The sequence below is a fragment of the Halobacterium rubrum genome (genome assembly GCF_021729015.1).
Lineage (GTDB): Archaea > Halobacteriota > Halobacteria > Halobacteriales > Halobacteriaceae > Halobacterium > Halobacterium rubrum.
In genome coordinates this window covers 181866-201600 of sequence record NZ_JAJQQZ010000003.1, presented here as the reverse complement: position 1 = coordinate 201600, position 19735 = coordinate 181866, and the positions used below count along the sequence as shown (strand labels likewise).

The 19735-nt window shown below is 70.4% G+C and carries 19 protein-coding genes; 8 read left to right on the top strand and 11 right to left on the bottom strand.

Translation table 11 applies throughout. From position 1 onward, the window contains the following. Window positions 1-357 precede the first annotated feature (357 nt). Window positions 358-1326 carry an inorganic phosphate transporter gene (locus tag LT971_RS12420; protein WP_237007254.1) on the top strand — a complete coding sequence of 323 codons (969 nt, stop codon included), beginning with the start codon at window positions 358-360 and terminating at the stop codon, window positions 1324-1326. A gap of 28 nt (window positions 1327-1354) precedes the next feature. On the opposite strand, the gene LT971_RS12415 is transcribed toward LT971_RS12420, so the two are convergent. The 5 genes from LT971_RS12415 to LT971_RS12395 all read right to left on the bottom strand — a co-directional run bounded on the left by LT971_RS12415 (window position 1355) and on the right by LT971_RS12395 (window position 5184). Continuing rightward, complete coding sequence (locus tag LT971_RS12415) at window positions 1355-2014, bottom strand: O-methyltransferase (RefSeq protein WP_237007253.1); 660 nt, start codon at window positions 2012-2014, stop codon at window positions 1355-1357. A gap of 90 nt (window positions 2015-2104) precedes the next feature. After that, complete coding sequence (locus LT971_RS12410; protein WP_237007252.1) at window positions 2105-2677, bottom strand: thioredoxin family protein; 573 nt, start codon at window positions 2675-2677, stop codon at window positions 2105-2107. A 38-nt stretch (window positions 2678-2715) separates the two neighbouring features. Further along, complete coding sequence (locus tag LT971_RS12405; protein WP_237007251.1) at window positions 2716-3663, bottom strand: MBL fold metallo-hydrolase; 948 nt, start codon at window positions 3661-3663, stop codon at window positions 2716-2718. A gap of 107 nt (window positions 3664-3770) precedes the next feature. Continuing rightward, window positions 3771-4394: a uracil-DNA glycosylase family protein gene (locus LT971_RS12400; RefSeq protein WP_237007250.1), complete on the bottom strand. Its 624-nt coding sequence runs from the start codon at window positions 4392-4394 to the stop codon at window positions 3771-3773. A gap of 25 nt (window positions 4395-4419) precedes the next feature. After that, window positions 4420-5184, bottom strand: coding sequence for a hypothetical protein (locus LT971_RS12395; RefSeq protein ID WP_237007249.1), 765 nt, complete (start codon window positions 5182-5184; stop codon window positions 4420-4422). A 273-nt stretch (window positions 5185-5457) separates the two neighbouring features. Between LT971_RS12395 and LT971_RS12390 the strand changes: the two genes are divergently transcribed. The 5 genes from LT971_RS12390 (at window position 5458) to LT971_RS12370 (ending at window position 13350) form a co-directional block, all read left to right on the top strand. Further along, window positions 5458-8523, top strand: a complete 3066-nt coding sequence (locus LT971_RS12390; protein ID WP_237007248.1) for a PKD domain-containing protein — start codon at window positions 5458-5460, stop codon at window positions 8521-8523. A 125-nt stretch (window positions 8524-8648) separates the two neighbouring features. Further along, the gene (locus LT971_RS12385; protein WP_237007247.1) at window positions 8649-10298 is read left to right on the top strand and encodes an alkaline phosphatase family protein; all 1650 of its coding nucleotides are present in this window, start codon (window positions 8649-8651) and stop codon (window positions 10296-10298) included. After that, window positions 10295-11293: a GNAT family N-acetyltransferase gene (locus LT971_RS12380; RefSeq protein WP_237007246.1), complete on the top strand. Its 999-nt coding sequence runs from the start codon at window positions 10295-10297 to the stop codon at window positions 11291-11293. The genes LT971_RS12385 and LT971_RS12380 overlap by 4 nt, the downstream gene beginning before the upstream one ends. 66 nt (window positions 11294-11359) lie before the next feature. Next, window positions 11360-12871, top strand: a complete 1512-nt coding sequence (locus tag LT971_RS12375) for a cryptochrome/photolyase family protein (RefSeq protein ID WP_237007245.1) — start codon at window positions 11360-11362, stop codon at window positions 12869-12871. 107 nt (window positions 12872-12978) lie between these two features. Continuing rightward, window positions 12979-13350, top strand: coding sequence for a winged helix-turn-helix transcriptional regulator (locus tag LT971_RS12370; protein WP_237007244.1), 372 nt, complete (start codon window positions 12979-12981; stop codon window positions 13348-13350). A 6-nt stretch (window positions 13351-13356) separates the two neighbouring features. Here LT971_RS12370 and LT971_RS12365 read toward each other — a convergent pair whose 3' ends face one another. The 5 genes from LT971_RS12365 to LT971_RS12345 form a co-directional block, all read right to left on the bottom strand. Further along, the gene (locus LT971_RS12365) at window positions 13357-13665 is read right to left on the bottom strand and encodes a MarR family transcriptional regulator (RefSeq protein WP_237007243.1); all 309 of its coding nucleotides are present in this window, start codon (window positions 13663-13665) and stop codon (window positions 13357-13359) included. 137 nt (window positions 13666-13802) lie between these two features. Next, window positions 13803-14009: a heavy-metal-associated domain-containing protein gene (locus tag LT971_RS12360; protein WP_237007242.1), complete on the bottom strand. Its 207-nt coding sequence runs from the start codon at window positions 14007-14009 to the stop codon at window positions 13803-13805. Window positions 14010-14217: 208 nt separating this feature from the next. Next, entirely contained in the window at window positions 14218-16791 is a 2574-nt protein-coding gene (locus LT971_RS12355) for a heavy metal translocating P-type ATPase (RefSeq protein ID WP_237007241.1), read from the bottom strand. A 108-nt stretch (window positions 16792-16899) separates the two neighbouring features. After that, a complete protein-coding gene (locus LT971_RS12350; RefSeq protein ID WP_237007240.1) occupies window positions 16900-17319 on the bottom strand; it encodes a DUF4149 domain-containing protein in 420 nt (139 codons plus the stop codon). A gap of 45 nt (window positions 17320-17364) precedes the next feature. Continuing rightward, the gene (locus tag LT971_RS12345; protein WP_237007239.1) at window positions 17365-17991 is read right to left on the bottom strand and encodes a DUF998 domain-containing protein; all 627 of its coding nucleotides are present in this window, start codon (window positions 17989-17991) and stop codon (window positions 17365-17367) included. A gap of 121 nt (window positions 17992-18112) precedes the next feature. Here LT971_RS12345 and LT971_RS12340 point away from each other — a divergent pair, with 121 nt between their 5' ends. After that, window positions 18113-18772 carry an RAD55 family ATPase gene (locus tag LT971_RS12340; RefSeq protein WP_237007238.1) on the top strand — a complete coding sequence of 220 codons (660 nt, stop codon included), beginning with the start codon at window positions 18113-18115 and terminating at the stop codon, window positions 18770-18772. 7 nt (window positions 18773-18779) lie between these two features. Continuing rightward, window positions 18780-19142: a VOC family protein gene (locus tag LT971_RS12335; protein ID WP_237007237.1), complete on the top strand. Its 363-nt coding sequence runs from the start codon at window positions 18780-18782 to the stop codon at window positions 19140-19142. On the opposite strand, the gene LT971_RS12330 is transcribed toward LT971_RS12335, so the two are convergent. Further along, entirely contained in the window at window positions 19143-19565 is a 423-nt protein-coding gene (locus LT971_RS12330) for a GIY-YIG nuclease family protein (RefSeq protein WP_237007236.1), read from the bottom strand. It lies immediately after the preceding gene. Window positions 19566-19735 lie beyond the last annotated feature (170 nt).

Below are 19735 nucleotides of genomic sequence, written 5' to 3'. Positions count from 1 at the left end.
CTCGGCCGTGGCGCGGCGCCGCCGGTCAGCCGGCGATTGGCCCGCTCACATCCCGGCCACCGAGCAGTTCGCGGACCCGTTCCACGTACGGGCGTACCGGCGGACTGAACTCGTGTAGGCGGGGGCCGCGCAGCGATTCCGAGACGATTCGTGTGGACGGCGACGACGTGGTCTGGGTTTCACCGGGCACGTGACTGGTGTCGTAGCCGCAGGTCGCTCACTCGGCTCGATTCGTCAGCCGCGTCGGCGCCGGGGAGGTGCGCGCGAAGCCACCTAAATCCTCGGACGCAGGAAACCGTCGCACGGACCGAATCCGCCACGTTTTTGAGCGCGACGAGGTCTACTGCCGGCCAGTACGTGCCTTCGCTGATTCTCCTGGTGGGGGCGTTTCTCATCTCGTTCACCGTCGCAGCAGTGACGGGTGCCAGCAGCGTCTCGGTGTCGATGGCGCCCGCAGTCGGGTCGAACTCCATCACGGTCCTTCGTGGGGCGTTCGTCGTCGGCGCCGTCGGGTTCGTCGGCGCCGTCGCGCAGGGCGCCGCCGTCACTCGGGGGGTCGGGACGGAGATCGTCTCCGGGCCCGTGACGTTCGGGATGGGGACGGTCGCGCTCGTGGTCATCGGCGTCTTCGTCGGACTGGGCATCTACTTCGAACACTCGATACCGGTGGCGTTCTCGACGTTCGGCGCCGTCGCCGGCGTCGGGTTCGCTGCCGACTACAGCGCGAACCTCGACTACTGGGCGCTCACGCTCGGCGCGTGGGTCGCGTCGGGCGTCGTCGCCGTCGTACTGGCGTACGGCGTCACAGTCGCCCTCAAGCGGTTCGTGCCCGAGTCGCCGCGTGTCGAGCGGTGGGTCGACAGCGCCGTGCTGTTCGCCGGTGTCGTGTTCTCGTTCATCGGCGGCGGCAGTCAGGTGGGTCTGGCCGTCGGACCCCTCGTCGGCACGGTCGACGACCTCGGGTTCAGTCTGCTGTCGCTGATGGCGTTCGGCGGACTCGGCATCACGCTCGGCGCGTGGGTGAAGAGTCCGGTGATGCTGCAGGCCGTCGGCCGCCAGTACGCGAGTCTCGGCCAGCGCACGTCGCTGGCTGTGCTCGTGACGGCGATTCCGATGGTGCAGGTCATCGCGAACGTGCTCGGTGTGCCCATCTCGTACAACCACATCATCATCAACAGCATCGCAGGCTGCGGGTTCGCCGCCAGTGGCGGCGGGGCTGGCGTCGACACCCGGAAGTACGCCGGCACGCTCGCGAGCTGGGTGGCGACGCTCTTCGGGTCGACGCTGACGGCGTACGTGCTCTACACCGGAGCGAAAGCGGTCTGAGCCGTGGTGGGCGACGTGCTGCGCCCGTTCAGCGGGTCGGCGTGCTGACGGCGAGGCCTTCACCGAGGGGCACGACCGCCGTCTCGAAGTCCGGGTCGTCGCGCACTCGCTCGACGTAGGCGGCGACGCCCGCAGTGGCGTCGTCGACCGGGTCGCCACCGCGGAGCGCATCGGTGACATCCGCCGTGTTCACGGGCCCCTGCATGATGTTGTCGGCGACGACCACGCCCCCGGGCGCGAGGTCCTCGACCACCTGGTCGAACGCCTCGGCGTACCGCTCCTTGTCGTGGTCGAGCAACACGACGTCGAAGGGGCCGTCGTAGCGCTCGAAGGTCTCGATGGCGTCGCCGGCCTCGTAGTGGACGTCGGCGGCCGGGTCGAGGCGGTCGAGGAATTCGCGTGCTTCTGCGAGGTTCTGTTCGTCGTAGTCGGTGAGGACGAGTTCGCCCTCGGACCCGAGTGCGGGCAGGAACCACGCCGCGGAGTACCCGAACCCGGAGCCGAACTCGAAGACCCGGTCCGCGTCCGCGAGCGTCGCCAGCAGCCGGAGGAATCGGCCGGCGTCAGGCCCGAGCGTGGGGAAGTTCCGGTCGTCGCCGTGCTCGGTCATCTCCGCGAGCAGCGCCGACGGCTGGGGGTTCGCGGCGGCGAGCAGCGATTCGACGTCGTCGCCGAGAACGAGGCTCATGGCCGGGGTGACGGCAGCCCGACAGTTAGTCGTTGGCGGTCACACCACCAGAGCCGACCCACCAGCAGTGCGCAGTCGCCGGTCAGCGGGTCAGTCGTCGTCGGTCCACTTGATGGAGCAGCCGCGGGACGGCTGGAAGTCCGTCTCGACGGGCTCGCCGGCGAGCACGCTGTCGATGGCGTCCCGGGCGTCGCCGCCCTCGCGAGTCGGCTCGTCGTCGGGGTTCATGGCGTCGTCCAGCCGGCCGTGGTAGGCGAGCTCGAACCCTTCGCCGGTGTTCCGCAGGAGGAACGGGTCCGGGGTACAGGTGGCGCCGTAGGCGCGGGCCGCCTCCTGCGTGTCGTCGCGGAGGTAGGCGTCGTACTGGATGGTGCCGTCGTCGACGAGCTCCTGCATTCGCTCGAAGGAGTCGTCGGGGTACTCGTCGGCGTCGTTGGGGTTGACGCCGACCACGGCGACGTCGTCGTAGTCGGCGGCGATGTCGTTGAGGGTGTCGAACTTCGCTTTCGCGTACGGGCAGTGGTTGCACGTGAACACGAGCAGGACGGCCTCGTGGTCGGCGAAGCTGTCGAGGGTGTACGTCTCGCCGTCCGTGCCGCGGAGGTCGAAGTCGGGGGCGCGGTCGCCGGCTTCGAGTTCCTCGTCGGATTCCATCTGAACCATGCGGAGACGTAACGTGACCGGGTCGAAAAACCGTTGGGTTACGCGAGGGTGTAGCCGTCGTCGGTCGCCTCGAGGACGCCCTCGTGGACGAGGTGGTCGAGGTGGGCGAAGGCCTCGCCGGGGCCGTGGAGGACGTGGATGTTCCGGAGGTCGCCGAACAGCGCTGCGCTGACTTCCCACGCCGAGACCGGGCCCCGTTTGCGGACGACGTCGACGACGCGGTCGGTGCGCTCGTCGTGGTGGGCGGCGATGTCGCGGGCGCGCTCGGTCGGCGCGAAGATGGGGCCGCGGTGGCCGGGCCACGCCCGGTCGAGGGCCAGCGACTCGACGCGCCGGAGGCTGTCGAGGTACTGCTGGAGCGGGCGGTCGACGCGCACGTCGGCGCCGCCGACGTTCGGCGTGTACTTCGGGAGGACGGCGTCGCCGACGAACGCCTCCCGGCGGCCGTCGTACTCGAAGGCGTAGGCGGCGAGGCCGGCGGCGTGCCCGGGGAGGTGGACGACCTCTGCCTCGAAGTAGCCGAGGTCGACGGTGTCGCCGTCGGTCAGCGGCGTGACGTCGGCGGTCTCGCCCTGAAGGTCGTCGTGGGTCTGGAGGAAGTCTTCGAGCTCCGCCTGCTTGTCGGCCGGCATCCCCCACTCGTCGAGGTAGTCGGCCTGCCGGGCCTCCATCGACGCGACGGCGTCGGGGTCCTGAGCCACGATGGGGGCGTCGGCCTCGTGGACGTGGACGGTGGCGTCGCTCTCGGCCTGAATCCTGCCGGCGAGGCCGGCGTGGTCGTGGTGCCAGTGTGTCAGCAGTATCTGGTCGACGGCGGCGAAGGACGCGCCGCAGTCCTCGAGGGCCGCCCGGAGTTCCGCCTCGACGGACGGCGTGGCGATGCCGGTGTCGACGAGCGTCGTCGGCGCGGCGTCGTCGCCGGCCCCGAGGAGGTAGATGCTGTTTCGCCCCTCGAAGGCGGCGTTCGTCAGCTGGAGGTGGTGCACGCTCCGGCGTAGCCGCTACCCCGACATAGGCCTACCTGAACGGGCTGTCGGTGGTTCGGCGTGGTCGCTCCGGGCCCCCGACTGCGTACGGCCCGGAGTTAACCCGGCTACCGGACCGTGTACGGCTCGGGGGCGACGAGGAACCGCCCGAGGTCGGCCTCGCGCTGGTAGTCCTGGGAGACCACCGTCTGGAGCGCGCTCACGTAGCCGGCTTCCTGGTCGTCGCTCCAGCCCGCGGGGTCCAGACAGGGCACGACGAGCCAGCCGCTGCCGTGGAGTTCCGTCGCGTGAACCTCCGAGAGCGCGGCGTCGTCGGGGTCGATGGCGGTGTACGTCTCGAGGACGTGGCGGGTCGCGCGCTCGCCGACCGGCAACAGGACGTGTGCGGTGATTGCCCGCAGTTCGGCGTCGAAGAACGGCTCCAGTTCGCGGTAGTCGTCGTCCGTCGGCTCACCGTCGCTCGGGACGCAGGCGTGGAGGTACGAGAAGAAGATGTTCTCCGAGGCGTCCTCGTCGTCACCGATGACGCCCCCGGCGCGCAGCGCGGCGCGCAGGCGGTCGCCCGCGAGCGAGTCCGTGAACGGGACGCTCGTGTCGGCGCCGCCGTGGACGCCCGGGTGGTCGCCGACGACGTGGAAGTCGGCGTTGGCGTCGCCGTAGCCCGGCACGGAGGCGTCGCAGGGCGGCCGCATGTCGAAGGGGTTGCTCGTTCGGTCCGTGACGTTCTGCACGCCACCCGGTAGGCGAGTCGGCGGCTTAAGCACCCCGAGACGCGACGAGTTCGGCCGTCTCGTCGACCACGATAGTGGCGGCCGCCGACCCAACCAGCGCCGGGTACGCGACGGCGGCTGCGCCGACGACGACGCCAGCGATACCGCCCGTCGAGACGAGCAGCGAGGCGGGGACGGAGGCGGCGGCGACCACGAGGGCGTAGCCGACGGAGAACCAGAGGTAGCGGTCGCCGACCGACGCGAGTTCGACGCTCTCCGCGATGGCGGTGAGCGCGTCGCTGTTCCGGAGCACGACGAGGTACGGCGCCCCCCAGAGGAGGTAGCCAAGCAGGATGAACAGCGGGAACCCGACGACGACGCCGAACAGGCCGCCGGTCACGAGCAGGGCGCCGAGGCCGACGAAGACGACGAACTGCACGACGCGCACGCCGAGCACGGACACCCAGTGGTCGCTGGCGGCAGCGACGAAGTCGGGGCGGTCGCCCCGGTAGGCGTCCCTGACACCGCCGAGGAAGCCGGCGACGACGGCCGCCTCGACGACGAGGAACACCGGCACGGCTACCAGTGGGACCGAACTCTGGACGGCGGCTCCTCCCGCGGGCGGGTCGACGACCGTCCACAGCGTCGCGACGTCGGCCGGCAGCGCGAACTTCAGGCTGAAGGCGACGTCGCTGGCGCCGGTGGCCGACGACACCTTCTGGACGGCGAGCAGCGACAGCACGAACGGCACGGCAGCGTAGGGGGCGACGCGTCCGGCGATGCGGGCGGCCCGGGAGACGATGGAGGGCATCACTCGACCGGTCGGCCAGTCGGGACTTAGGCGTTTGCCGACAGACGCGTTCCCGAGGACCGTTCGCGGATAGCGGCGTCCACCGGAGACGGCCGCGTTACACAGAACGTACTCCGTGATAGCGACTCCGTTGCGCCCGCAGGACGTACTTACTGACACCGTGTGACCGTCCCGCCCGCGGCCGACATGTGCCCACCTCTCTCGGCTGTTTCTCGCCGGTAGCGGCCGGCAGCCAGCCCATAACAATACCGTCCTCGGCGGTACGCAGCGACGATGACCGGCACACCCGACTCCGGCCGGTGGGCGCTCGCAGTCGCGCTCGCGGCCGTCGTCACGATGGGCGCGGTGACCGCGGTCCCGGGGCTGGTCGTGTTCGCCACGCCGGCTGCAGCGGACGCGCCGGACACCGTCGCCGTCGCTCAGGGCACGAACTGTTACACCGTCGACCCCGCGGGCGACGGCAGCGAGACCGTCGAGGCGTTCTACGACTACCGGAATCCCGAGAACTCCAACGAGTCCGGCAACCACACGTACAGCTCGTACGGGACGACCGAGTACCAGTCGACGAACACGTCCTCGCTGTTCGTCTACGACGGCGCCAACGGCACGAGCCTCGTCGTCGTCCACGGGGAAGTGGGCGACGAGGCTGGCGGCACTACCGTGACGTGGTCGCTGTCCGGCCTGCCGCCCGGGGGCGACCTCGCCGTTCAGGACGACTATTACGCCAACGGCACGCAGGACGACAACTTCGGCTACGAGGACGGCGACGCGACGGCCGACATCGACTGGCTGTACGGCAGCAACCGCACCGACGGCGCCGCGTTCCGGGGGCTGGAGGGCGACGGCTTCGAGTCGATCACCATCGATCCGGCGTACAACGAGGAAGCCACCTACTGGGGGAGCTGGAATTACTCCGGCAGCGAGGAGTACGAGATCAACGCGTGGACGCTCCGGGGGCCGGGCGGCGACGTGGTCGCCGACCTCGCGCTCGACCGGCGGGCGTTCGTCCACCACGACGCCTGCGGCTCGGGGTCGGCGCCCGAGGCGTCGCTGGACGGCCCGGCGAACGCCACGACCAGTGAGGCCGTGACGCTGGACGCGTCGGGGTCGGTCGACCCGGACGGCGACGCGGCGGGCTACGAGTGGGACGTCGACGGCGACGGCACGGTGGAGGCGACCACCACGGGGCCGACCCTGACACACGAGTACGAGGCGGCCGGCGAGTACGAGGCGTCGGTGACGGTGTTCGACGAGTACGCGAACAGCGACAGTGCGAGCGTCGACGTGTCGGTCGTCCAGCCGCCGTCGGCCAATCTCTCCGCGCCGGACCGCGTGCGACCGAACGAGACCGTGACGCTGGACGCGTCGAACACCACCGACGACGACGGCGTCGTCGAGTACCAGTGGGACACCACCGGCGACGGCGAGGTCGACCGGACGACCGAGGAGTCGACCGTCACGACGAGCTACGCCGACGTCGGCGAGCGGACCGTCAGCGTGACCGCCGTCGACACCCAGAACGCGACGGACACGGCGACGTCGACGGTGACTGTGGCCGAAGACCGGCCGCCGACTGCGTCCCTGACGGCGCCCGAGGAGCCGGTGGTCGGCGAGTCGGTGGCCTTCGACGCGTCGGGCTCCAGCGACGACTTCGGGGTGGCAGAGTACCAGTGGGACTTCGACGGCGACGGCGCCGTCGACGCGACCACGGCAGCCGACCAGCCGACGGCGACCTACAGCTTCGACGCGACGGGGAACTACACCGCGAACGTGACCGTCGTGGACGACGGCGGGAACACCGCGAACGCCAGCGCGGCGCTGACCGTGGTGGAGCCGAACAGCCCGCCGACCGCCGCGCTGTCGGTGCCGTCGTCGGCCACGGTCGACGAGTCCGTCACGTTCGACGCGTCGAACTCCAGTGACGACGACGCTGTCGTCGAGTACCGGTGGCGCGTGACCGACGAGAACGAGACGGCAGTCCTGAACGAGACGACGACCGGGCCGTCGACGACGTACTCGTTCGACGACGCCGGGACGTACGATGTCTCCCTGGTCGTCACTGACGACGCCGGCGCGACCGACGAGGCGACCGCGAGCATCGAGGTCGAGACGGCCAACGAGACGGTCGACCTGTCGGCGGCTGCGGAGGCGTCCGCGACCGAGACTGAACCCGGCGAGCCGGTGACCTTCGACGGCAGCGGGTCGACGCCCGCCGACGCCATCGACACCTACGAGTGGGCGTTCGGTGACGACGAGACCGCCACCGGCGAGACAGCCGACCACGCCTACGACGACCCCGGGACGTACACGGTCGAGCTGACCGTGACCGGCAGCGCTGACGACGACGACGACGACGACAGCGAGCCGCGGAACGACACGGCGACACTCCAAATCGTCGTCTCCGAACCAGACAACGGCGGAGGCGGCGGTAGTGGCGGCGGTGGCGGCGGTAGTGGCGGCGGAGGCGGCGGTAGTGGCGGCGGAGGCGGCGGTAGTGGCGGCGGAGGCGGCGGTAGTGGCGGCGGTGGAGGCGGTAGTGGTGGCGGTGGTGGCGGAGGCGGCGGCGGTAGTGGTGGCAGTGGAGGCGGTGGGGGTGTCGACGTGGGCGGCGGCGGCGGTGGTGGCCCGCCGGACGACGCAGGCGGTGAGCCGGCGTTCGAGGTCGGCGAACTGAACGTGACGAACGCCGACCCGGTCGCCGGCCAGAACGCGACGTTCGGCGTCGGCGTCGCGAACACCGGTAACGCGTCGGGTACGACCAACGTGACGTTCACGCTGGACGGCGACACGCTCGCGACCGAGACCGTCGAACTGGACGAAGGCGAGCGAACGACGGTCACCGTCAGCCACCGCTTCGAGACGGCTGGGTCGTACCTCGTCGGCGCGGAGAACGCGAGCCACGTCGAGGTCGAGGTGACGCCGGCGGACCCCCGGCTCTCCGTGACCGAGGTGACGGCCAGCGCCGAGGAAGTGGCGCCCGGCGACCCGCTGCACGTCAACGCCTCCATCCGGAACGATGGCGGGCGTGTGGGCTCGCTGGACGTCGAGCTGGAACTGTTCGGCGAAGTGGTGGCGGTGGAGACGGTGCCGGTGCCGCCCGGCGAGACGCGCACCGTCACGTTCACGCGCCGGCTGAGCGCGCCCGGCACCTACACCGCGAGCGTCGCCGGGCAGACGGTCTCCATCACCGTCGTCGACGACACCGACGGTTCGGCGACGGTGACCGACGACGACAGGGAGGACGCGCCCGCGATGGTACCCGGGTTCACGCTCGACGCCGCCCTGTTCGCGACACTGATCGCGCTCGCCGGCACTGCACTCGCGCGGCGGCACCGCTGACGGCTGCCGGAGCCGTTCCACGGCCGCCCCACGGGCCTGTTCGCCCTCGGCTGACGTGGTTTGTGGCGCCTAACGCACCCGATAGTAACGGCGTAACAAATGGCGTGTGTTGGGACTGGAGAGTCGTGAGCACACAGGACTCGACCGGACTGCGGACGCTGCTCGTGGGGGTGGACGGCGCGTGCCTCCCGGTGGTCGAGCCGCTGGTCGCGGACGGGCGACTCCCGGTTCTGGGGGACCTCGTCGACAGCGGGGCGGCGGGGCCGCTGCAGTCACAGATTCCGCCGTGGACCCCGAGCGCGTGGCCCTCGCTGTACACCGGCACGAACCCCGGCAAGCACGGCGTCTTCGACTTCCTCGCGTTCGACGGCTACGACTGGGACGTGGTCAACCACACGCACGTCCGGCAGCGCGCGCTCTGGGAGTTGCTCGCCGAACAGGGACTGACTAGCGTCGTCGTGAACGTGCCCGTGACGTCGCCGCCGACGGCGTTCGACGGGGCGCTCGTCCCCGGCTACGTCGCGCCGGAGTCGCCGCCGACCCACCCCGAGGGGCTACTCGAGGACCTCCGGAGGGAACTGGGCGACTACCGGGTGTACGCCCCACGGGACGTCGAGGACGGCAGCGACGAGCAGGTCGCGTGGTACGAGCGCCTCACCGAGATGCGGGGCGCGGCGTTCCGGCACCTCGCCGACCGTTTCGACCCCGAGTTCGGGTTCCTCCAGTTCCAGCAGACGGACACCGTCTTCCACGAGCGGCCCGGAGACGACCACGCCGTCCGCGCCGTCTACGAAGCCGTCGACGACGAGGTCGGCGCCGTCCTCGACGCCTGCGACCCGGACACCGTGATTCTCGCCAGCGACCACGGCATCGGGCCGTACGCTCCTGACGAGTTCCGCGTGAACGAATACCTCCGGGAGGCGGGCTACGTCGAGACGACCCGCGGCGAGGGCGGGATGCCGTCGTGGACCTCGCTGCACCGGGACGAACGGACCCGCGACGGCGAAGCCGGCGGGGCCGAAGACGGCGGCGGGCAGCCCCTGAGCGCGTGGCTGGTCGCTCGGGCCGCGGCCGTCGGACTGACCAGCCAGCGAATCGGTCGCGTGCTGTCGGCGCTCGGGCTGGCGGACCTCGCGCTGCGCGTCGTCTCGACGGAGACGGTGCGGGCCGGCACCGAGCGCGTCGACTTCGCCGAGTCGACGGCGTACATGCGGTCGCGGACCGAGCTCGGCGTCCGCATCAACCTCGAAGGCAGGGAGCCCGAGGGAACGGTCGCCCCGGAGGACTACGACGACGTCCGGGAGGACCTGATTGCGGTGCTTCGTGGGGCCCGGACGCCGGACGGCGACCCGGTGTTCTCGGCGGTCGAGCCCCGCGAGACGTACTTCGACGGCGAGCACGTCGAAGACGCCGCCGACGTCGTCGTCGTGCCCGACGGCTTCGACACCTACCTCACGGCGTCGCTGCGCGGCGACGCGTTCGGACCCGCGTCGGAGTCCTGGAACCACAAGCGCGACGGCCTGTTCGCTGCCGTCGGCGACGGCGTCGACACAGACGCACAACTGGGCGACGCCCACCTCTTCGACGTCGCGCCGACGGTGCTGTCCGCGCTCGGCGTCCCGCCGAGCGACGCGATGGACGGCGAACCGCTGCCCGTCGTCGACGCCGTACCACCCGCCAGCTACGACGACTACGAGGACGAACCGGCGCGCAGCACGGACGACCGGGCGGTCGAACGGCGGCTCGCCGACCTCGGCTACCTCGACGACCCATGACTGTCGATATTCGCCCAATCTCTGACGACGAGCGGTACGACGACATCGTGACCGACTCCCCGCACGGCACGCCGTTCCACCGGGCGGCGGCACTGGACGTGTTCGCCGAGCACGCTGACGCCGACCTCCACCGGCTCGTGGGATTCAAGGGAGAGGAGCCGGTCGGCGTCTTCCCCGTCTTCGAGGTGCGGAAGGGTCCGGCGACGCTGGCGGTGTCGCCGCCACCGGACCTCAAGCTCCCGTACCTCGGGCCGGCGATGGTGAACACGGACAAGCTCAAGCGCCGCAAACGCGACCGCCGCCACCGCCGGTTCGTCGACGCCGCCCTCGACTGGGTCGACGAGGCACTGGCCCCGAGCCTCGTGAACCTCCGGACGCCGGTCGGGTACGACGACGTGCGGCCGTTCCAGTGGCGCGACTACGACGTCACGCCCCGGTACACGTACGTCGTCGACCTCGACACGACCCCCGAGGACCTGCTCGCGCGGTTCAGCGCCGACCTGCGGAAGCGCGTCCGGGACGACTACGACGCCAGCTACGAGGTCACGGAGGGCGGGACAGACGTCATCGAGCCAATCGTCGAGCTCACGCGCGAGCGCCACCGCGAGCAGGGCGAGTCGTTCCCGGTGACGGCGTCGTTCGTGCGCGACCTCGCCGACGCGCTCCCGGCGGGCGCGATACGGCCGTACGTCTGCCGGGTCGACGGCGAGGTCGTCGGCGGGCTCGTGGACGTCGAGACCGACACGTGCGCGGGCGCCTGGCTGCTCACCGGGAAGACCGAGGCGCCAGTCCCCGTCAACGACCTGCTGGAGTGGCGAGTATGCGTCGACGGCATCGAGCGCGGCCTCGACGCGCTGGATCTGATGGGCGCGAACCACGAGCGCATCTACCCCTACAAGGCGAAGTTCGCGCCGGACCTCGTGCCCTACTACGCCCTCCAGACCGGGTCTGTCGGCGTGAACACGGTGGCGAAAGTCTACGACCGGCTGCGCTGACGGCCTCCGGGAGGCGGCTGTCGCTCACTCGCCAGTTCTTTTGTCCGGCCGTCCCTGTATCGAGGTATGACCGCCGTCTGGGTGCTCGGCGACCAGCTCTCCCGCCGGCAGGGACCGCTCGCTGACGACCCCGACCGGGTCGTGATGGTGGAAGCCCCGGCGTTCGCGCGCCGGCGACGCTACCACCCCCAGAAGCTCGTGCTCGTGTTCGCGGCGATGCGCCACCTCCGGGACGAGCTCAGAGAGGACGGCGTCGAGGTGGTCTACGAGCGCGCCGAGACGTTCGGCGAGGGTCTGGACGCGTACTTCGAGCAGTACCCCGGCGACGACCTCGTCGTCCAGCGGCCGGCGAGCCACGGGTCAGCCGACCGTCTCCGGCGCCTCGTCGAAGCTCGGGGCGGCAGCCTCGACGTCGTGGCGAACGCGAACTTCGTCTGTCCGCCCGCGCAGTTCGACGAGTGGCAGGGGACGGAGCCGCCGTTCGACCACGAGTCGTTCTACCGCGAGATGCGCCGCGAGACCGGCTACCTCGTGGACGACGACGGTAGCCCCGAGGGCGGCGACTGGAACTACGACGACCAGAACCGGGAGACGCCGCCCAGCGACTACGAGTCGCCGCCGGTGCCCTCGTTCGACCACGACGAGCACGTCCCGGCCGTCCGCGAGTGGGTCGCCGACGAGTTCGACACCTGGGGTGACCCCGAGGGGTTCGACTGGCCGGTCACGCGCGAGCAGGCCGAGCGCGCGCTCGAGGACTTCCTCGACCACCGCCTGCCGGGCTTCGGCCCCTACGAGGACGCCGTGCTCGCCGACGACTGGCACCTCGAACACAGCCTGCTCTCGTCGGCGCTGAACGTCGGCCTCCTCGACCCGGAGGAAGTCGTCGAGGCGGCCATCGACGAGTACCGTTCACGCGACGACGTCCCCCTGAACTCCGTGGAGGGGTTCGTTCGTCAGATTGTCGGCTGGCGGGAGTTCGTGCGCCACGTCTACCGCCACCAGATGCCCGGGCTCGCGTCGGCCAACCAGCTCGGCGCCGACCGCGACCTCCCGCCGCTGTACTGGGACCCCGACGCCACCGACATGGCGTGTCTCGGGTCGGCCGTCGGCCGCGTCTACGACCGCGGCTACGCCCACCACATCGAGCGCCTGATGCTGCTGTCGAACTTCGCGCTCACGTACGGCGCCAGCCCGCAGGCGCTCAACGACTGGTTCCACGGCGGCTTCGTCGACGCCTACCACTGGGTCGTCACGCCGAACGTCGTCGGCATGGGCGTCTTCGGTACCGACGCGTTCACGACCAAGCCGTACGCCGCGTCCGCGAACTACGTCGACCGCATGAGCGACCACTGCAGGGGCTGCGCGTTCGACCCCGACAGCACCACCGGCGAACGCGCCTGCCCGTTCAACAGCCTCTACTGGGACTTCCTCGCCACCCACGAGGACCGCCTCCGGTCGAACCACCGGATGGGGCTCGTGTACTCGCACCTCGACGACAAACGCGAGGCCGGCTCCCTCCCCGAGATACGCGAGCGCGCCCGCCGCGTCCGGCGACGCGCCGCCGCCGGCGACCTCTGAGTGCCGGGCTGCCCGTCGCTGTCGGCCCGCCCCGGTCAGTCACGTTACGGATCCGTAACCGGGTGTGGTCAGGTAGCCTTAACACGACCGCGCGCCTACTCGGAAGCATGCCAGACATGGAGCGGCTGCCAGCCTGGTGTCCCGGCGACGGCTGGTGTTCGATCACGACGACGGCGTCGCTGGTCGGCAAGAAGTGGCATCCCGTCATCATCCATCGCCTCCTCAGCGAGGGCCCACTGGGCTTCAACGCCCTCCAGGAGGAAGTCGACGGCATCTCCAGCAAGGTGCTCTCGGAGAGCCTCGACGACCTCGAGGACAAACGCATCGTCTCCCGCACCATCGTCAGCGAGAAACCCGTGCGCGTCGAGTACGCGCTCACCGAGCTCGGCGAGTCGCTGGAGCCAGTGGTGATGTCCATGGCAGAGTGGGGACAGAAACACCTCGACCCCGTCGACGAAGAAGCCGCGTCGGTCGTCTAGGCCGCGTTACTCGAGAACGGCGCTGGCTTCGGCCGCCTCAGCCTCTTCGGCGTCCACGGTCTCCTCCTCGGCCGCTGCGTCTTCGTCCTCGATTTTCAGCCGGTAGAGGTTCTGCCGAGCGTCCGGGATGTAGATGTCTTTCTCGACCACGTCAGCGTCCTGGAGGCGGTCCAGCGCGTCGCGGACCGTGCGCTGGGACAGCCGGGAGTTCTCCACGATCTGTTTCTGCGTCAGCCCACCGTTGTACTCCAGTACCTTCAGTACGAGTTTCGCGCTCGGCGGCAGGTCCTGGACGATGTCGTCGGTCGAGCTCATTCACTCGTCTAAAAGGACGCCGCCCTCTTAGGCGCTCGGTAACGCCGGTGTGAGCCGGTTACCAGCCGGTAACCCGGTTCGGCGGAGTCCTGCAGCTACGACCCTGACACACCAGTCTCCGAGAAGGGGCTGTGCCGTCAGTCGTCGCCCAGGTCGGCCTCGTAGCCGGCCAGTTCGACGCTCCGCAGCAGGTCCTCGTCGGCGGCGTCGCCTTCGATGGTCGCTTCGCCCGCTTCGTGGTCGGCTTCGACGTCCGAGACGCCGCTCACGTCCCCGAGCGCGCTCTCGACGATGTCCTCGCAGCCGTCACAGCCCATCCCGTCGATGGAGAGAGTCTTCGACATGCTACCGGCGCTACTCGGTCGACTGATTAGGGTCTTGCGGCTTCCAGCGACGAGCGGCCACGCGAAGAGGGGACGCGAACGCCAGGACGAAGGAGCGAACAGCCGACACCGAGCGGCTCGAGCTCGGAGCACCGACCGAACAGCCGGTAACCGTCGTCCGGCGTGTAGCGTGGGAAGACGCAGTCTTCCGTGCGACACACCGCCTCGACTACCGACCGAACAGTCGATAGTCTTCGTCCGGCGTGTAGCGCCGGAACAGGAGGCTGTTCGTGAGCACGCTGACGCTCGAAATCGCCATCGCGCCGGCGGCGAGCACGGGCTGGAGGAGCCCGAGGGACGCCAGCGGAATCATGGCGGTGTTGTAGCCGAGCGCCCAGAAGAGGTTCTGCTTGATCTTCGCGAGGGTGCCCTCGCCGACGCGGACGGCCTTCACGACGTCGTAGGGGTCGTCGCGCATCAGCGTCACGTCGGCGGCCTCGATGGCGACGTCGGTGCCGGAGCCGATGGCGACGCCGACGTGGGCTGCGGCGAGTGCGGGCGCGTCGTTGACGCCGTCGCCGACCATCATCGCCTCCGCGCCGGAGTTCTGGATGGCGGCGACAGCGTCGGCCTTCTCGTCGGGGAGCACGCCGGCACGGACGTTCTCGGGGTCGACGCCGACTTCCTCGGCGACGGCCCGCGCGGTGCGCTCGTTGTCGCCGGTGATCATGTGGACAGCGAGGCCGCGCTCGCGGAGTTCGCCCACGGCGCGCTTCGCGGAGTCCTTGACGGTGTCGGCGTCCGCGACGACGCCGGCGACGCGCCCGTCGACGGCGACCAGCATCGCGGTCTTCCCCTCGCGCTCGAGGCGCTCCATCGCGTCGTCGGCGGACGACGGGTCGACGCCCTCGCTCTCCAGGAGCGCGCGGTTGCCGACGAGAACGTCGTGGCCCTCGACAGTCGCCTCGATGCCCTTGCCGGGGACGTTCTCGAAGTCGTCGACGTCGGGGACGTCGAGGCCGCGGTCCTCGGCGCCCGCGACGATTGCTTCGCCCAGCGGGTGTTCGCTGTTGGACTCGGCGGCGGCAGCCAGCCGGAGGACGAACCCCTCGTCGACGGTCTGTTCGACGGCACCGCCGTCCGGGGCTGCGTCGCTCTCGACGACTTCGACGTCAGTGAGCTCCATCTCGCCCGTGGTCAGGGTGCCCGTCTTGTCGAAGACGACGGCGTCGATTTCGGTGACGCGCTCGAGGACGTCGCCGCCCTGGAAGAGCACGCCGCTCTGCGCGCCGATGCTCGTCCCGACCATCGTCGCCGCCGGGGTGGCGAGCCCGAGCGCGCAGGGACAGGCGATGAGCACAGCCGAAGCGAACACGACGACGCCGAACTCGAAGGCGCCGACGGCCACCGGACCGCCACCGACGAGCCCCCACAGCGGGAGCGCGGCGACGACGTCCGCCAGCACGCCGGGCGCGAAGAACCAGACGACGCCCCAGAGGACGGCGTTCGCGATGACGGCGGGCACGAAGTACGCGCTGATGCGGTCGGCGAGGTTCTGGATGTCGGGCTGCCGGGACTGGGCCTCCCGGACGGTGTCGACGATCTGCTGGATGGCGGTGTCGGCGCCGACCTTGGTGGCCTGCACGACGAGCACGCCGTTCTCGTTGATGGTCGAGCCGACGACCTCGTCGCCGGGCTCCTTCGAGACGGGGACGGACTCCCCGGTCACCATCGACTCGTCGACGGCGGACTCGCCGGAGACGACGACGCCGTCTGTCGGAATCTGCTCGCCGGGCTTGACCTTCATCCGGTCGCCGACCTCCACCTCGGAGACCTCGACCTCGCGCTCCTCGCCGTCCTCGTCGACCAGACGCGCGGTGTCGGCCTCCATCTCCAGCAGCTCGCGGAGCGCGTCGCTGGCCTGCCCCTTCGAGCGCGCCTCGAGGTAGTTCCCGAGCGTGATGAACACGAGGATGAGCGCCGCCGTGTCGAAGTAGAGCCCGGCTCCGGGGAGAATCTCGAGCAGGGCGACCACCGAGTAGACGTAGGCGGTCGTGGACCCGAGCGCGATGAGTACGTCCATGTTGGCAGTGCCGTTGGTCACCAGCGCCGTGTAGGAGTTCTCCAGGAACTCGCGGCCGAGGACGACGTAGACGGGCGTGGCGAGCGCGAACTCCACCCAGCCGAACGCGAACTCGACGCCGCCCAGAGCGAGCGTCTCCGGGAAGACGCTGCCGCCGAGGAGAAACTTGTCCGCGATGAACAGCAGCATCGGCGCCGACAGCACGGCGCCGAACAGCGTCAGGTTGCGCTCGCGGCGCATGTCCGCCTGCCGGGCCTCGTCGGCGGCGCTACGGTCGGCGTCGCGGTCCTCGCCGCCGGTGTCCCGGACGGGCTCGTAGCCGGCGTCCTCGATGGCTTCGTAGGCCGCCTCGCGGTCGAAGGCGGCGGGGCTGTACGTGACGTGGACCTCGTCGGTGGCGAAGTTCGCAGCGGCGTCGACAACGCCCGGAGTGCCGTCGAGCGCGTCCTCGACGGTGCTCGAACAGTTCGCGCACGTCATCCCCTGGACGGGGATGGTGGTCTCGGCCGTGATGGGGTCGTAGCCGGCGTCCTCGACGGCGTCGTAGATGCTGGCGAGTGTCGCCTCGTCGGGGTCGTAGGTGACGCTGGCGCCGTCGGTGGCGAAGTTCGCGTCCGCCTCACGGACGCCCTCGACGCCGAGGACGGCGTCTTCGACGGTGCCCGCGCAGTTCGCGCAGGTCATGCCGCCGACGTCGATGCGCGCGGTTCTGTCAGTCATTACTGTGTCCTACGTGACCCTCTTTGAAGCGGTTTCTCCCTTCGAACGTTCTGCCCACGGCCTCCCGAGCTTTGGTTCCCAAAGTGCTGGCGGGAGTAGAGACCGGGGTCAGAGCGTGACGGCGACCAGCGCGGCGGCGACGCCGACCAGCGTCACGAGGTTCAGGAGCACGGACTGCCGGTGGTACTGTGCGAAGGCGTCGGAGCCGGCGGCCTCCATCTTCGGAACGAGAACGTACCGGGCGTAGAGGTTCGCGGCCGTCCCGGCGACGACGCCGGCGGCCGCGGCCAGCGGTGGCTCGGCGGCCCCGTCGAAGACCAGCGGCCCAGCGAGCCAGACCGCGAGCGCGACGGCGGCCGTCGCCAGCCCGAAGCCGTAGTACCGCGGGAACACGACGTTCACGGCGTCCCCGGCCCGTTCCTTGCCGAGTTGGTCGAACAGCGCCGGCGCCGCGACGAACGAGAAGAACACGATGCTGCCCAACCAGACTCCGAGCGCGCCCACGACGAGTGTGTCGGCGACGGTCACGCCGCTGTGTTGTCGCGCTCGCCCCGTGAACGTTCGGGGTCGCAGTCAGCCGTCTACGGGTCGCGTTCGCGCGGTTCCGACCACCCACGCCGACAGCAGGAGGGCGCCCGCGACTTCCGGGAGTGCGAGCCCGTCGACGCCGACGGCCGGACCGGCGGCCGCCCAGACCAGCCACGCCGTGACGTGCCCGAGGGCGCCCCAGAGCCCGGCGAGCGCACGGCGGGCCTCGCCGACCACGACTGCGGCGCTGGCGTCGAGCGCGAGCGTGTACGTCAGCCCGAGGTAGGTGCCGATGGCGGCCGGCGCGTGCAGCGCCGTGTCGCTGGGGAACAGCCCGACGCCCGCCATGCAGACCGCCGTCACCGCGAACCCGACGGCGGCAGCGTAGTCGAACCGCGACCGCGCCGTCGCCGCGAGCCACCACGTGAACGGCAACGCGACCACGCCCGCCGCCGTCAGCGAGTAGTTGAACAGCGCGGCAGTGAGCCCGCCAGCCACTCCGAGGTCCGAGAGCGCGTTCGACGCCCACGAGAACCACGGTGCCGACGCTACGGCCGTCAGGATACCCACGAACGCCACTGTGACAGCGGCGACGCCCGACAGGCGAGCGACCCTCGCTCCCGTCGGCGCCAGTCCCGCTCTACTGGGCTCATCCGGTGTCTGTCCCGTCACGGCCGCTCCGACGGCAGGTCGGCCGATAACGCTTCGGTTCCGTCGCCGTCTCGCCCACACTTATGTGCCTCCGGTTCGGAGAGGGTGACAGCGCCGAATCACTGTTCGGCGGGGTACAAAGATGCCGTACGACGCCACAGGCGTACTGCCGGACGCGCTCTGTCGGGAGTTCGACGACGGCACGAATCTCCTCCTGAGCGGGCCGGCCATGTCGGGCAAGCGCAACACCCTCCTCGAGCTCGTCGCTCACGGCGAGTCGGACGGCGAGGGGTCGGTGCTGGTCACGTCCAGGGACCCCGCCGAGGAGATCGTCGACGAGTACGAGGGCGTTCTCGGCGGCCCGAGTTCGTTCCTGCACGTCGTCGACTGCGTGAGCACGCAGTCCGGGAGCGCGACGGCGGCACAGGGCGTCCACCACGTCTCCTCGCCGGGCGACCTCACCGGCATCGGCATCGAGTTCTCCGGCGTCGCCGAGGCCGCTGGGGAGGCGGGCGTCGACCGCCTGCGAGTCGGCTTCGACTCGCTGTCCCCGCTGTTGATGTACGTCGACATCCAGCGGCTGTTCCGGTTCCTGCACGTCTTCACCAGCCAGATCCAGAGCCAGGGCTGGCTGGGCGTGTTCGCCGTCGACCCGGAGAGCCACGACGACCAGACAATCAACACCATCAGCCAGCTGTTCGACGGCGTCCTCGAGGTCCGGGTGCCGGAGGACGGCGGGCAGGAGGCCCGCGTCCGTGGCGTCACCGACACGCCGACCGGCTGGGTCCCCCTCGAGGAGTGAGCACGCCGTGAGCGGTATCGTCTTCTTCCGGACGGCAGACCGCGAGCGCGTCGTCGAGTTCTACCGCGACCGACTGGGCTTCGAGGTGTGGCTCGAACAGGACGCCGGCTGCACCATCCTCCGGCACGGCGACGACCTCAAACTCGGCTTCTGTGCGGCCGACAGCGAGGCCGACTTCGACACCGACGGCATCGTCACGCTGTACTACGACACCCGCGAGGCGGTCGACGAGCGGTACGACGAACTCGCGGACGTCGCCGTCGACGAGCCCCGAGAGAACGACGCCTACGACATCTACCAGTTCTTCGGCGAGGACCCCGAAGGCCGAACGCTGGAAGTCCAGACGTTCCTCCACGACCTCCCGGAGTAGTCACTCGCGCCAGCGGCGGTCGTGGCACGCAGACGCGACAGTCTCGATAGCGTCGCGTTCGCTGGCGTACGCGAGGTGCGTCTTGCAGTCGCAGTCCGACGCGCCGAGTCCGGCGACCGGCTCGGCGTCGTCGGCGAGCCGACGGGCCGTCTCGCACTCGACGTCCGCCTCCTCGGTGACGTAGACGGCGTCGACGGTCGCCGTCGGGTGGCCGAGGAGGTAGTCGACGTGCCAGTGGCGGGCCTCGCGCTCGCCGGCGGCGACCTCGCGGTGGCGCTCGACCCGCTTCAGGCCGCCCGCGCCGAACGCCGACCCGGTGTACGCGTACCAGCCGGCGTCGAGGTCGTAGATGCCCGCCGCACCGAACTCGACGGTCGCCGGCTCTGACAGCGAGACGAGCAGCGTGTAGGTGCCCGGCTGCATAGCTCGGAGTGGCGACGCGACCGGGTTCGGTCTTGTGGTTCCCACGGCGACGACGGCGCAGCGGGCCGTGTTCAGGAGCGGAGTACGTCGCCGAGCGCGTTCGAGAGATTGTAGACGGTGTACAGGCCGTACGCCGTCACGCCGACGGCCGCGACCAGAATCAACAGCCA